The 14,044-nt window shown below is 68.8% G+C and carries 12 protein-coding genes; 9 read left to right on the forward strand and 3 right to left on the reverse strand.

The window, feature by feature from the left end; all coding sequences use genetic code 11:
• The first annotated feature begins 727 nt into the window (after positions 1–727).
• The 6 genes from Q4A20_RS01445 to Q4A20_RS01470 all read left to right on the forward strand — a co-directional run bounded on the left by Q4A20_RS01445 (position 728) and on the right by Q4A20_RS01470 (position 7,909).
• Positions 728–1,450 carry a hypothetical protein gene (locus Q4A20_RS01445; protein WP_303119384.1) on the forward strand — a complete coding sequence of 241 codons (723 nt, stop codon included), beginning with the start codon at positions 728–730 and terminating at the stop codon, positions 1,448–1,450.
• A gap of 21 nt (positions 1,451–1,471) precedes the next feature.
• Positions 1,472–1,717: a hypothetical protein gene (locus tag Q4A20_RS01450; RefSeq protein ID WP_303119386.1), complete on the forward strand. Its 246-nt coding sequence runs from the start codon at positions 1,472–1,474 to the stop codon at positions 1,715–1,717.
• A 76-nt stretch (positions 1,718–1,793) separates the two neighbouring features.
• On the forward strand, positions 1,794–2,975 hold the full coding sequence (locus tag Q4A20_RS01455) for an o-succinylbenzoate synthase (RefSeq protein WP_303119389.1): 1,182 nt from the start codon (positions 1,794–1,796) through the stop codon (positions 2,973–2,975).
• Entirely contained in the window at positions 2,972–4,804 is a 1,833-nt protein-coding gene (gene menD, locus Q4A20_RS01460; protein ID WP_303119391.1) for a 2-succinyl-5-enolpyruvyl-6-hydroxy-3-cyclohexene-1-carboxylic-acid synthase, read from the forward strand. The genes Q4A20_RS01455 and menD overlap by 4 nt, the downstream gene beginning before the upstream one ends.
• A gap of 213 nt (positions 4,805–5,017) precedes the next feature.
• Positions 5,018–6,622, forward strand: coding sequence for a S1C family serine protease (locus tag Q4A20_RS01465; RefSeq protein WP_303119392.1), 1,605 nt, complete (start codon positions 5,018–5,020; stop codon positions 6,620–6,622).
• Positions 6,623–6,682: 60 nt separating this feature from the next.
• Positions 6,683–7,909, forward strand: coding sequence for an ATP-binding protein (locus Q4A20_RS01470; protein WP_303119394.1), 1,227 nt, complete (start codon positions 6,683–6,685; stop codon positions 7,907–7,909).
• On the opposite strand, the gene Q4A20_RS01475 is transcribed toward Q4A20_RS01470, so the two are convergent.
• Positions 7,887–8,519, reverse strand: a complete 633-nt coding sequence (locus Q4A20_RS01475; protein ID WP_303119397.1) for a TetR family transcriptional regulator — start codon at positions 8,517–8,519, stop codon at positions 7,887–7,889. The two genes, Q4A20_RS01470 and Q4A20_RS01475, sit on opposite strands and share 23 nt — an antisense overlap.
• A 27-nt stretch (positions 8,520–8,546) precedes the next feature.
• Here Q4A20_RS01475 and Q4A20_RS01480 point away from each other — a divergent pair, with 27 nt between their 5' ends.
• From Q4A20_RS01480 to Q4A20_RS01490, 3 genes are read left to right on the forward strand one after another with little or no spacing between them, the layout of a single operon-like run.
• Positions 8,547–9,533, forward strand: a complete 987-nt coding sequence (locus Q4A20_RS01480; protein ID WP_303119400.1) for an ABC transporter ATP-binding protein — start codon at positions 8,547–8,549, stop codon at positions 9,531–9,533.
• The gene (locus tag Q4A20_RS01485; RefSeq protein ID WP_303119402.1) at positions 9,530–10,660 is read left to right on the forward strand and encodes an ABC transporter permease; all 1,131 of its coding nucleotides are present in this window, start codon (positions 9,530–9,532) and stop codon (positions 10,658–10,660) included. Before Q4A20_RS01480 ends, Q4A20_RS01485 begins: the two co-directional genes overlap by 4 nt.
• A 7-nt stretch (positions 10,661–10,667) precedes the next feature.
• A complete protein-coding gene (locus Q4A20_RS01490; RefSeq protein WP_303119405.1) occupies positions 10,668–11,804 on the forward strand; it encodes an ABC transporter permease in 1,137 nt (378 codons plus the stop codon).
• Positions 11,805–11,826: 22 nt separating this feature from the next.
• Here Q4A20_RS01490 and Q4A20_RS01495 read toward each other — a convergent pair whose 3' ends face one another.
• Both Q4A20_RS01495 and Q4A20_RS01500 read right to left on the reverse strand, forming a co-directional pair.
• Positions 11,827–13,158 (reverse strand): isochorismate synthase MenF, encoded by a 1,332-nt coding sequence (locus Q4A20_RS01495; protein WP_303119653.1) that lies wholly within the window; start codon positions 13,156–13,158, stop codon positions 11,827–11,829.
• A 97-nt stretch (positions 13,159–13,255) separates the two neighbouring features.
• On the reverse strand, positions 13,256–14,002 hold the full coding sequence (locus Q4A20_RS01500; protein ID WP_303119407.1) for a demethylmenaquinone methyltransferase: 747 nt from the start codon (positions 14,000–14,002) through the stop codon (positions 13,256–13,258).
• Positions 14,003–14,044 lie beyond the last annotated feature (42 nt).

Genomic DNA, 14,044 nt, shown 5'->3' on the forward strand with positions numbered 1-14,044 from the left:
ACCATCACCACCGTACTCGCCCTCACCTTCACATACACCCCATGAATAACCCTCCTGTTACGGTGTTAGCTGGCTTTGTGCTGTTGCTATGGGGGGTGCAATGGGCTGTGCAAGCTTCTGGGCTCTCACAAATCAGTCCTATTAGCCCGCTTGATAGGTCGATGGCGTCTCGTCTCATAGAAGGTGGTGGGGTGTTTGCCTTTGTTTGGTGGCGGTCCACATTGGGAGCGGCAGCTGGTTTCTTTCTTATTCCGAAGTGGCGCCCAAGGGGCTGCTATGATTCGCTGACAATCGTCATTGCATTGTTCTGCGCTTTGTGTATGGCTCTGCTTATCCGTATCCTTTCCGTAAGTGGTGAGTACGGAACCTGCGCCTACCCGTGATGCTGGCCGAACCCGTGGGACTTAATTGCACTGGCGGCACCTTTCTTTGCCGGTTTGTTGACTCTGGCGGTGATGGCGTGCTTCGCGGATCGGATCCCTCTGTGGGGCGTTGTCTGTGCCCGACGGCTGTGTACTTGGTGGGGATGGTGTTGCTGGCGGCAACGTGGGACCGCTGGTTACTGCCGTTCTTCGCGGGCCCGCCGCCCTGGTAGTTCCCAACGACGTTGTCAGTGCCGCCATCATCCCTAACGCCGCCTTTTTGTTCATCCCGCTACGTTGCTCCTACTCGAACAGGAATCATCATGAACCAGAGGTCCGTCCCTCGCCCTAGCCTTCCCATGCGCATGTCCCGCCGGAGCCTGCTGTCCGGATTCAGCATCGGAGCCGGTGCCGCCGTCCTCATCTCCGTTAGTCCTGCGGCGCGGGCCGCCGGGGCTGAAGTCACTGTCAGCCCCGGGGACGAGACCATGGACATAGCCACGACCGACGGCACGACCGTGATCGTGCCGGTGCTGCTCGGTGGAACCCTGACGGTGGCCGGCGGCAGCCTTCCATCGGGGACTGGCATCACCGTCACCTGGGCCTCCGCCCTGTATGCCGCCGAGGAGGCGCCGTCACTGACCCGTGGTGCCGAGGCCTTCGAGTGCTTCTTCCAGGACACTCCATCTGACGACGGCACGACGGGCGTCGTCACAGTGGTGCTGGGTGCCGAGCTGCCTGAGGGCGTCTACACCCTGGCCCTGGGCTCGGTTCGCGCCCTGACCTACCCCGACGACGTCATTGCCCCACCCGCGGCCACCGCCATCACCCTGGCGCTCCCGGACGGGGACCAGCAGGTCACCCAGGAACCGGCCGACACGGGCGCGAGCACCGACCTGCGGTGGGGTGCGACCATCGGCGTCACGTGGAGCGCGTTCCGCTGGGGCGACGGCTACCACCTGTGGAAGCCGGACGTCGTCGCCATCCACTCCGTCGGACCGTCACCGATTCCGGCTGGGGCCGTCATCGACGTCCAGGTGGATGCCGGCGCCTTCACGTCTCTGGCTGTCGGCCCGGAGGGAGGATAGGTATCCGGCGCCGTTGATGGCGTGGTTCTGCGCGCCTCCTACGCGCTGCCCGAGCCGATCGGCGCCGATGCGATTGTGACCGTGCCCGTGGATGCCGCCGTTGCCGAACTCAGTGGTGAACTCACATCTTACGAGCCGCCACTGCTGGCGCTGACGAGCGTCGACGCCTCCCAAACCCAGCGTTTGACGGGCCTGGAGACCATCAGCCGGGAGGACCATGCCGTCGATTCCGCCAGCAAGATGTTCTACGGCATGGACCAGGACTGACGGCGGAATCGTTGCCATTGGGGACTGATCATCACGCCCGGCCACCAGGCCCCGGCCGCCTGGCTATCCTGTCCGGGTGACCATCCCCAACCGCGGCCCGGCGTCCGCCTCAGCCCGCGCGCGCGGTGAACTCGACCTGGACGCGCTGCGCACCAGTGCAGGCGGGCGGTTGCTGGCTGACATTGACCGGGCAGTCGTCTGGGACGTAGCGCTGCGCACACCCTTCCGCGGTCTGACCCGCCGCGACGGCGTGCTCCTGCACGGCCCCGCGGGTTGGGGCGAGTTCGCCCCCTTCTGGGACTATGACGCCGACGCCTGCGCCCCCTGGCTGGCATCCGCCCTCGAACAGGCCACCGGTGGAAGCTCAGACCTACCCCGCCGCCGCAATACCGTCCCCGTCAACATCACCGTTCCCGCCGTCGCCCCCGACCGGGCGCGCGCCCTCATAGCCGAGGCCGGCGCGGGCACCGCCACCGGCCCCACACGCAGTGCCTCCCGCCGGTCCGACGCCGTCCCCGTGACCGTCAAGATCAAGGTCAGCGGCGCCCGCATCCTAGAGCGCCACGCCCTGGCCGCCGACATGGCACGCATTGAGGCCGTCCGCGACGCCATCGGCCCGCGGGGGCGTATCCGCATCGACGTCAACGGCGCCTGGGACCCGGAAACCGCCCGAAAGATCCTGCCGCTACTGGACACCGCCGCCCAGGGCCTGGAATACGTCGAGCAGCCCTGCGGCTCCGTCCAGGCGCTGGCCGAATTGCGCCGCCTGGTGAATATTCCCATCGCCGCCGACGAGTCGATTCGCCTGTCCGCCGATCCGCTGGCCGTCGCGCGCCTAGAGGCCGCCGACGTGGCCATTGTCAAAGTCGCGCCGCTGGGCGGCGTGCGCCGCGCCCTGAACCTGGCCGAACGCCTGGGCCTGCCCGCCGTCGTCTCCTCAGCCTTGGACACCAGCGTCGGAATTGGCGCCGGCCTCGCACTCGCGGCCGCCCTCCCAGAACTCGAGCACGCCTGTGGGTTGGGCACCGTTCGACTGCTGGCCCGCGACGTCGCCGTCCCCTCCGCGGTTCCAGCCGACGGCGCACTCCCCGTACATCCCGTGCACGTCTCCCGCGCCCTGCTGCGCACGGCCTCCGCCGGCGCCGAGGTCACCGGCCACTGGCAGGTGCGGTTGGCGCATATCACCGAGGCCCTGGAACGCAGACGCAGGCAGGAGACCGCCGATCCCACTCGCGCCGTGGCGGGGCTGCGCCTATGAGCATCACCGATCCCGCCGCCCCCGGCACCGCTTCGGTGACGGTCCCCGCACGCCCGCCGTCGCTTCTGGCCGCACACGCCGTCGTCGCCGCCCTGATCCGCGGCGGCGTGCGGCAGGTGATTCTCGCACCCGGCTCCCGTTCCGCGCCCCTGATCCCGGCGCTGGCCGCCGCCGAGCGGGAGGGACGGCTGCGGGTGCGTGTCGCCATCGACGAACGCAGTGCCGCCTACATGGCCCTGGGTTGTTCCCGTGCCGAGCTGCGGGCAGGAAGTCGGTGCCCGGCGGCCGTCGTCACCACCTCCGGCACCGCCGTGGCCAACCTGCACCCGGCCGTCGCCGAGGCCGACGCCGCCGGTGTACCGCTGATTCTGGTGACCGCCGACCGGCCCCACGAGGCGGTCGGCACCGGCGCCAACCAGACCACTGAGCAGACCCGCATCTTCGGGGCGGCTCCCCGTGCGGTGATCGACCTGCCCGCGGACATCACCGCCGACCTGGGTGAGACCGCGGCCTCCCACGCCATCGCCGGCCAGGTGCGCAGACTGGTGGACGCCGCCACCGGCCGCACGAATAACGACCCTGGGCCGGCCCAACTCAATGTCCGTTTCCGTCCGCCGCTTGCGCCCGCCGCCGGTATGGACCACCGGTCCGGGGTCGTGCAGGATCCAATCCCGGTCCCCGCTGCGCCGGTTTCGGCCGCCCCATCCGCCCTGAGCCCGCCTGCCGCCGGGGGAGGGGCAGCATCGCGATACCGGCCCCGACACGAGGACGAACGCGGTGTTGTCATCGCCGGAGACGGCCTCGAAACCGCTGGCCGGTACGCGCGCGCCCTCGCCGAACAACTGGACTGGCCGCTGCTGGCCGAACCGACCTCCGGAGCGCGTGGCGGCCCCCAGGCCCTGACCCGCTACGCCGAACTGCTGGCAAGTCCCGCCGGCACCCGCCTTGCCGACCAGGTGGAGCGCATCGTAGTCACCGGACATCCGAGCCTGACCCGCCAGGTCGGCGCCCTACTGGCTCGCGGCGACCTGCCTATCGACGTGCTCACCACCACCGCCCGCTGGACCGACGTCGCCGGCACCGCCGCCCGCATAGTTCCGCTCGGTGCGCCCGCCGCGATATCGACCCATCCCGATACGGGGCTGCTGCCTCCACCCGCCGACCTGGCCGCCACCCTCGGATTCGGAGGGGGCCCGCCGGGCTGGGCGCGGGCGTGGCGGGACGCCGTCGCCTCCCTGCCCTCCCCGCTGGCCCGGAACCGGCTGGACGCGGATACCGCCGTGGCCGCCGTATGGGAGGCGAGTCGGGACTGCGACTGTGCGCCTCTGCTCGTGGTTGGCTCCTCCCTGACCATCCGCCGTCTGGACCGGCTGGCGACACCCGCCGTCGGCCCGGCACCGGCTGCGATCGCCAACCGGGGTCTGGCCGGTATCGACGGCACTCTCGCCACTGCGCTCGGCGCCGCCATCACTGCCGGGCCCGTACGCGCCGTCGTCGGCGACCTGACCTTCCTGCACGACGCCATGAGCCTGTTGCGCGGCGGCATGGAGGTCGAGCCCGATCTGCAGGTTGTGGTCGTGGACGACGGCGGAGGCGCCATCTTCTCCACCCTGGAGTACCCGGCAGTCACCCCCCGGGCGGACCTGGCCCGATACTTCACCACGCCTCAGGCCGTCGACCCGGGCGCCCTTGCCGCTGCCCTGGGCGCAACCGTCCACCGGCCGCCCGATCTGGCCGCCCTGCGGGCACTTCTCGCCGCACCGGTACGAGGAGTCAGCATGGTGCACATACGCATACCGACGGCCTCGGACCAGAGGGCGGCACGTTGACCGCGGCCGCGGTGGCTCAGCAGTGTTCCATAGTTCACCCCAGAGAACCTGCAATCTCGGTGAATGACAGCGGATGGCGGGTCAGTTACGCGCATCCGAGAGCTACGGCATCGCTCACAGGCAAGTTTCAGACTAGTGTCGGAGATGGCCCAGGTCAGAAGTATTGGGTGAGATGCATCTAGCGAGCGGGCCTAGGGCCCGAGGAGGAGAGATATGAGTTCGAACGACCCCTTCGGCCCGTTGGGTGACGCCGAGCAGTCCTCAGGTGACGCCACTGAACCCTTGCCCGGTGGCGCGACGTCCCACCGCGCGGATCACGGCTACGGCGGTTCCGGCGCGAGCGCAGGTTACGGCAGTGGCGGCGTGGGATACGCCGGTGCCGGCTCATCGCCCTACACCTCCGCACCCAAGCCGCCGGCAGGATACAATTTCGGCCGCAGCTCCGCCTCGACCTCCGGAGCCTCCCCCTCCCAGCAGGCCGCCTACGGTCACTCGGCGGACCTGGCCGCCGGTGGGACCGACTACCAAGGCTCCTATCAGCCTCCCAGTGTTCAGAGTTCCGGCGGTGCGGGCGGGGGGCTGCCCCCATATGATTCTCTGACCCCCTCCGGTCCCGAGACGGGAGGTCGTCGCCGCGGACCGGGTTGGGGCGGCGTCATCGTCACCTCGCTGGTTACCGCGCTGCTCGCATCCGGCGGGGCGGTTGCGGCCGTCAATTTCCTGGGCGGCAGCAACGAGACCGCAGGCTCCTCTGCTGCGCCGACCGCGATTGCCACCGGCGCCACCACCCAGACGGTCACCTCGACCGGAAATGCTCCGGATTGGAAGGCGGTCACGGCAGCCGTAGCCAATTCTGTGGTCGCCATTACCGTATCGGTGAATGACGGTACAGCTGTCGGCTCCGGCGTCATTCATGATGCCGACGGGCATATCATTACCAACAACCATGTGGTGGCTGGTGCCTCCCGGATTCAGGTAACGCTGGCGGATGGGCGAATCTATGAGGCGGAGGTGACCGGCACTGATCCTGCAACTGACCTTGCAGTGATACGGCTGAAGAACGCGCCGAACGACCTCACGGTCGCCCGGTTCGGTGACTCCAATGACCTGGTAACCGGTCAGGATGTCATGGCCATCGGAAATCCTCTGGGGTTGTCCTCCACGGTTACCACCGGCATCATCTCTGCCCTGGACCGACCCGTGGTTACCACGCAGGAGGAGCCGACACCCGAGTCAGACCAGTCTTCTTCGCTTCCGGACGCTCTAAGTGGGCTGCTGGGCCAGTCTCAGACCAACGCAACACAGGTTTACACCAACGCCATTCAGATCGATGCAGCTATCAATCCCGGCAACTCCGGTGGCCCGCTCTTCGATGAGACTGGCGCCGTTATCGGTATTACTAGCTCGATAGCGTCAATGCCCAACGGTGCCGGGGGTTCATCGGGATCGATCGGTATCGGCTTCGCTATCCCCTCTAATCTGGCGCAGAAGATCGCCGCTCAACTCATAGAGGCGGGTAAGGCCACCCACGCCTACCTGGGTGTGGCGATCGGCAACGGAGGTGCCGTCACCGCGGACGGCGTCACTCGCGCTGGCGCCGAGGTCGGCACCGTCGAGTCCGGATCGCCCGCGGGGGAGGCCGGCATCAAGGAGGGTGACGTCATCACGGCCATCAACGACAAGGCCACTAGCCAGGCCGCCGCCCTGACCGGTTTCGTACGCCAGTACTCGGCGGGCGATGAGGTGACTCTCACGGTCATCCGGGACGGCGAGGAGATGAAAATCCCGGTAACGCTCAAGGAGCGAGCGGACTCCTGAGCGCAGTAGGTGGCCTTGATAAGTTTATCAAGGCCACCTACTGTTGGTAAACTTACCTGCATGAGGGCTCCTCTTGACTCGCCATTCAGTCCGGGCTCGGACACCGTGCCCGAGGTGTGGGCTGGCCGCGCCGTCCAGTTCGGCGACTGGCGGGACGTGCTCCGCCCGCGACGCCTGGCCGGCATCCACGAGCGGGGCCGCATAATCCTAGGAGAGGTGGGTTCGGGAAGGTCATCCCTGGTGCGGCGGATCGCCCGGGACGCTGCCGACGCCGGTGACTGGGTCACCCCGCAGCTGCGCATCTCGTCCGGAACCGATCCCATCCAGCGGGTGGCTGCGGCCCTGCTGGAGCTGGCTGCCGCCGCGGGGCTGGCCGCGGCCCGCGAGCAGCGCATATCCGAGTTGCTGCGGAGGGTCGAGGCCGTCGCTGGCTCCGCCGCCTCCCCGTCTGTGAGTGCGCTGGAGGGACCGGAGCCGTACACCGTTCTGACCGACCTGCTGATCGAGATCGGCCGCGCCGCCGTTCAGCGCCGGGACGTCATGGTGCTGATCCACATCGACGAGGTGCAGAACATCACCGATGAGGGTGCCCGCTCACAACTGCTGAGCGTGCTTGGCGGCGCCCTGGCGCACGATGAGGCCGTCGACATCCCGCGCGGCGTGCAGGTCGATCGCGGCCTCCCGATCGCCGTGTACCTGACCGGACCGTCCCAACTCGCAGACGTGGCGGGCACGCGTATAGGTGCGACCTTCGCCCGCCACTTCCGCACCATCACGCTGGATGCCATCGATGACACCGCGCTCATGGCCGCGCTCCAGCCCTTTGTTACCGAGGGCTGGCCGACCGCCGCCGCCGACGGTATCGACCCGGTGTTCATGGAACCCGCGGCGCAGCGGGCAATCGTAGAGCTGTCGCGCGGAGAGCCGTTACTCTTCCAACTCGCCGGAGAACGTGCCTGGTGCGCGGGTACCGACAAGCTCATCACCGCCGCGCAGGTGCGAACCGGGTGGCGTGATGCCGCGCCGGAGGCCGAAGCACACGTACAGCGCATCCTGGACCGACTCACCCCGCGCGAACGGCAGTTCCTCGAGGCCATGGCTGATTTTGCGCCCGAGGACCGCACCCTGACCAACATCGCCTGCGCCGTCGGATACGAGAAGGGAACCGAGGCCGGTCCGACGGCGCAGCACCTGGATCTCACCTGGCGCATAATCCACCGTGGCCGCCCCTACCGCTTCCGGCACCGTGCCATTGAGGCCTACCTCACCTCGGACTGGCCCTGGTAGTGCTTGGATCGCGCGGTTCCAGAGCCGATCGCAGCGTGGGGGCCAGTTGGGCCACGACGTCGTCGGCCGACAGTGAGGCGACCGGCTCCAGCCGTAGCAGGTAGCGGGTCAGGAACAGCCCGGAGAAGATCGTTGCTGCCGTGGCCGCCCGCTGCTCGGCATGTACGCCGCCTATGTGCTCGGTCAGGCGCCCGACCATCTCCGTGTGCAGATATTCCCGCAACACCCGCAGCGCCGCCTCGGAAGTGAGGGCATCGGCGAACAGGCGGGCGAGCCCGTCGCGGTAGCCGGGGCGGTCCCATGCGGACAGCGCCGAGCGCAGCAGCGCCGGCGCCAGGTGCTCCGGCGCGACCTTGGCGGAAACAATGTCGAAGCCACGCGCCGGGCTCAGCGCCAGCTCCGCGACCGCACGGAAAAGTCCCTCCTTGGAACCGAAGTAGTAGGTGATCAGGGAGTGGTCCACGTCGGCTTGGGCCGCAATTGACCGTAACGACGTGCCGGCGTAGCCGGCCTGTTCGAAGCGCTTCCGTGCGGCGGCCAGGATTCGTTCGCGGGTGTCCGAGGGGCCAGAAGGGCGCCCCCGCCGTTTATTCACCACAGTAGAAATCATGGTGGGCGCAGGAGTCTCCTGGCAAGCATGAGTCCTTCGGAAGCCCGCGCCATCAGCCCCTCGGAAGCCCCCGCCATCAGTTTCCGCGAACTGCGCATGGAGTTTCGACGCCGCCGATCCCGGCCCCTGGTCGCGCTCGACTCACTCACCCTCGACGTGGCCCCCGGCCAGGTCTTCGGCCTGCTCGGGCCCAACGGCTCCGGGAAGACCACCTCGGTGAACCTGCTATGCGGACTGCTGCGCCCCACCGGCGGTACCGTGCTGGTGGAGGGCATCGACGTGCGTGACGACGTCACCGCGGTGCGCACACGCCTGGGCGTCGTCCCCCAGGAGACCGCCCTGTACAACGACCTGAGCGCAGACGAGAACCTCTCCTTCCACGCCCGCCTGTACGGCGTGCCGCGGGCCGAACGCCGCACCCGCATCAGCGAGGTACTCGAACTGGTCGGGCTGGCCGTGCGCCGCGGCGACCGGGTGGGCACCTACTCCGGAGGGATGCAGCGCCGCCTCGCCCTGGCTCGCGCTCTACTGACCGAGCCGCGCGTGGTGGTCCTGGACGAGCCCACCCTCGGGGTCGACGTCCAGTCCCGCGCCGCCCTGTGGGAACGAGTACGACGCATCGCCTCCGAAGGCGGCACCGTACTGCTGACCACGAACTACATGGAGGAGGCACAGGCGCTGGCGGACAACCTCGCCATCCTCGACCACGGTGCGCTGATCGCCACCGGCACCCCGGACCAACTGCGCGGACGCCTCGGCAAGACCTTCATCGACGTGCGCTGCAGCCGCCCCGATCCCGGAATCGAGCATCTGGCCGGCGTCACGGGAGTCGCCTGGCACGACGGCGTCGCCGCGGTGGCCGCGGACGGGTCGCCCGCCACCACCCGCGCCATCCTCGACTGGTTCGCCGAGCACGATCCCGGATCCGCCCTGGTGGGGGTGCGCCGCCCCGATCTCAACGACGTGTTCCTGGACCTGACCGGCAAGGCACTGCGCGACGGGGGAGAGGCATGACCCCCGTCCGTGCCGCGCTCGCCATCGCGGTCAAGGACTGGACCAGGTTCGTGCGCCAGCCCTTCCTCATGGTCATCAGCGTCGTCATCCCACTGGTGTTCATCTTCTTCTACTCGCTGGTAATCCCCGTATCCAACAACAACCCGATCATGATCGCCGACCTGGACGGCGGTCCCGTCGCAGAGCACCTGAGCGAGGTCATACGCACCATCCACTCCGACGAGGGCCCCTACTACGACGTACGCACCACTGATCCAGACACGGCCCTGAAGTCCTTCGCGGACTCCGAGGCGCTCGCCGTCGTGGTCATTCCGGACGGGTTCTCCCAGGCGGTCGCCGCCGGAGACGCGCAGGTGGAGCTGAAGCTGAACAACATCAACTCCGACTACTCCAAGAACCTGCGGCTACGCCTGGATGCGGCGGTAGGCGCGCTCAATGAGGAACTGGCCGGCCCTGCAGTGGAGGTGCAGGAGACCCGCTGGTTGCCCACCGACCCCACCATGCTAGGCTACATCTCCACCAGCCTGCTTCTGTTCGGCTGCCTGTACGCCGCCATGATCAACACCGGCCTGCAGATCGCCGCCGAGTGGAACGACCGCACCGTCAAGCACCTACTACTCGCCCCACTCGGCCGCGGCACACTAGTGGCCGGGAAGGTGATCGCCGGGCTGGGGCAGTCACTGGCGTCCGTGGCCCTGGTTCTGCTCGTACTCATGATCGGCTTCGACTTCCAACCCAGCGGCAGCCTGCTGGCCATGGCGGGCATCGTCGGAGTGGTGCTGCTCATGGGAGCAGGCATCGGCATGGTGGTCGGGGTCGTCTCCAAAAAGACTCTGGCGACGGCGTCGGGCCTGATCACCCTGGCGGTGGCGCTCTTCCTGGTCTCCGGCAACGAGGAGTCCATGCGCGGGCTCGCCTGGGGGCAGCCGATCACCGCCCTGTGGCAGCTGTCCCGGACGCTGCCCTCCACCTACGCCTTCATGAGCGCCCGCTCCATCTTCCTCACCGGCGACGCCTCGGATCTGGCCCGCAACCTCGCCGTCGTGCTGGTATCAACATTGGCGATCCTGGCCCTGGCCGGATGGTTGCTGCGCCGCGCCTACACCCATCTGACCGGAGGACAGTGAACAGACCATGATGCAGAGCAGCCAGATGCACCGAATCGCACGTCACCTTGACCGGGCGGGCGCCGTTGCCCGCAAGGACCTGCGTCAGTGGGCCCGCGACCGACAGGCCCTGGCCGGCCCCATGCTCATTCCGCTGGTGCTGATGTTCCTGTGCGGCATCCTGTTCGGCTTCGGTGGAGACGAGTGGAACATCGGACTGGTCAATGAGGGGGAGGGACCTCGCGCGGCCGCCTTCGAGGCGGAGGTTCGCGGCCTGCGCAGCAACATCAGCCCCTACTTCCGCGTGGTGACCACCGACGCCGAGCGGGCCGAGCAGTTGGTGGCCGCCGGCCGCCTGCACCTGGTGGTCACCATCCCAGCCGACTTCGATGAGCGCGTCGAGGCGGGGCAGACCCCGGTACTGCACACCAGGACCTACAACATCAACACTGACATGATGAAGAACGCCCGCCTGCGGCTGAGTCGTGCAATACAGGACTACGCCGCGCAGGCGCCCGGCGCCGCGCCCGTGACGGTCACCCAGACCACCACCCGGCTCGACGACGTGTGGCGGCGCACCTTCATCGGTCACAGCGCCGTCATCCTCGCAGTCATGGTCGGCTCCGCCCTCAATGCTGCAATCATGGTTGCGCGCGAATGGGAGCACCGCACCGTCAAGGAGGTTCGGCTCGCGCCCCGGCCCCTGGGCGATGTCACCGCCGGAACACTGGTCGCCGCCGTCATTGCCGGAGGCATCAGCACCCTGGTCACGCTGGCGGTCGCAGTGTCCGTTTTCGGGGTACGCATTCCCGTAGGGCGCTTACCGGCGCTGGCGGCCCTGGCCGCATTGACCTCAATGGCGTGCGCCGGGTTCGGCGTCGCGATCGGCGCCTGGCTGCGGGACTACCGCACCGTGCAGCCACTGCTCATGATCACTTTCGCCGGCTCGTTCTTCGCCTCGGGCGGCTTCTCCTCGCTCGCCACCCTGCCCCGTGCGGTGCAGACATTCGACCGCTTCTGGCCGCCGACCTACGTATTTGAGACCATGCAGGCCCAGGCGTGGATGACCACGCCACCGTCGGCGATGCCGGTACTGATCGGCTGCGCCGTGGCTGCTGCGATGGGAGTTGGGGTCGGGGCGTGGGCCCTTCACTGGCGGCTCTAGAGGCGGCCCGACATGGCAGGCTTTAAGGCAGGGGTGGTGAAACGTCCGCGCCCAGGGCGGTGAGCATGGGGCGCATCTTCGCCTGCGTTTCGGCGAGTTCATCGACGGGAACCGAGTCGGGCATGATCCCGCCTCCGCCGAAGATCCTTGCCGGCGCTTCCGGCCCGACTCCGCCGGGCGGCAGCGCGGCACTGCGCAGTGCGATGCACCATTCGCCCTCGCCATGCCAGTCCACCCAGCCCACCGGGCCGGCATACCGCCCCCGGTCCATGCCTTCCACCTCGGCGATGATGCGGGCGGCCGCCTCCGTGGGCGTGCCGCACACCGCCGCCGTGGGATGTAGGGCGCGCACGAGCGCCAGCGCACCCGTGTCCCCGGCAACCACCCCGGTGATATCGGTGGCCAGATGCAGCACGTTCGGCAGCGTCAGCACCCGCGGGGCCTTAGCCACTACCGCGGAGCACAAGGGCTCCAGGGCGGTAATCGCCGAGGCCCGCGCCAGCTCATGCTCGGCCCGGTTCTTCGGCGATGCCGCCAGCCACCGCCCCAGCCGCTCCGCCTCGCGCTCGCGGGCGGCTGCGTCACCCGGGTGGCGGCGCGCCGTGCCTGCCAGTACCCGGCTGGCAAGGTGCCGGTTCTCCAGCCGCACGAGCAGCTCCGGGGTCGCTCCCACCGTGGAATCCACGGCGAAGGTCCAGCACGACGGGTAGTTAGCCTCCAGGTGTCGCAGTAGATCGCCCGTAGCCAGGGGTGCCGCGGGTGTCACCAGCAGATCCCGCGCCAGCACCACCTTGCTGGCCTCGCCGGCGGCTATGCGTCGCCGCACCTGCGCGACGGCGGCCAGGTACTCGGCCTCGGGCAGTGCCCCGGCCGCCACCACGCAGACGTCGGGGGAGGGGACATCCGGCGGGGCGGACGCCGGCGGGCGCAGCCGCGCCAGGACCTCCGCCACCTCCGGGTGGGCCTCGCCCTCGACCACGGCGGTGGTCAGCCACGCCCCGGAGTCATCCAGCCCCACGAGCACTCGCGGCACGGTCAGTACGGAGACGGCGGCTGAGGTGGGGGAGAAGGCGATGGTGCCCAGGGCCACCGGGCCGGTACCGGGGCGCACCAGTGCGTCGCGCCACCAGGAGGCGTACACGGTGGCGCGCCAGGCGCTCCGCAACGCCTCAATCCGATCCGGTCCCTGCGCCTCCAGCCGCAATGCCTGCCCCCAACCGACCAGTCCGTGCCCGCGGCGCACCCAGCTGACGACATCCTCCCGCCTGGCCAGGAGGTCGAGCAGTCCCGTGCCGTCGTCGCCGCCCTCCGCAGTGATGACGCCGACCGGAAGGGCGACGGTGCGGAAGGACAGAGGAATCGGGGCGGTGGCGGCCCGCCATGCGGACACAACCGGTGCGGTGGGCGCCGGGCGGGCCGAGGGACCCGGGGCGGGCTCGGGAGCGCCCACCTCAGGCCTCCGGGGCCGTCGGCGCGACGTCGTCGGTGCTGCCATGCGCGGAGAGCTCCGGCTTGGCGGCGCGATGGATGGCCACGATTCCACCCGACAGGTTCTTGTAACCCACCCCGCGCCAACCGGCCCCCTGCATCAGTGCCGCCAGGGTCTCCTGATCCGGCCAGGAAAGGATCGACTCGCCCAGATAGCCGTAGGCATCCGCGTTGGAGGACACCAGTCTCCCGGCCGCGGGCAGGGCAGTGCCCAGGTAGAAGCGGTACAGGCGCCGGAAGGTCGCGTGCACGGGGGTGGAGAACTCCGCGATTACGATCCGCCCGCCGGGGCGAGTCACGCGCGCCATCTCCGCCAGCGCCCGGTCGGTGTCCTGCACGTTGCGCAACCCATAGGAGATGGTGACCACGTCGAAGAAGCCGTCGGAGAAGGGCAGATCCGTCGCATCACCTACCACGAACTCGATCTCGGGATGGCGCCGTCTGCCCTCGGCGACCATGCCCGCCGACAGGTCGCAGGCCACCACCTGCGCGCCGTCGGCCGCGTAGGCGACGCTGGAGGTGCCGGTGCCTGCAGCCAGGTCCAGCACCCGCATGCCGGGACCGGCGGAAACAGCGGCGCGAGTGACCGCACGCCACATGCGCACCTGCCACAGACTCATGACGTCATTGGTCAAGTCATATCGGCGCGCGACGGCGTCGAACATGCCCGCGACCTCGCGGGGGTCCTTGGCGAGAGAGGCTCGACTCATGGTCAGATCCTCGCAGATCCCACGGTCGGACTGAGCCGCTCG

The sequence above is a fragment of the Actinomyces sp. genome (genome assembly GCF_030530635.1).
Taxonomy (GTDB): Bacteria; Actinomycetota; Actinomycetes; order Actinomycetales; family Actinomycetaceae; genus Actinomyces.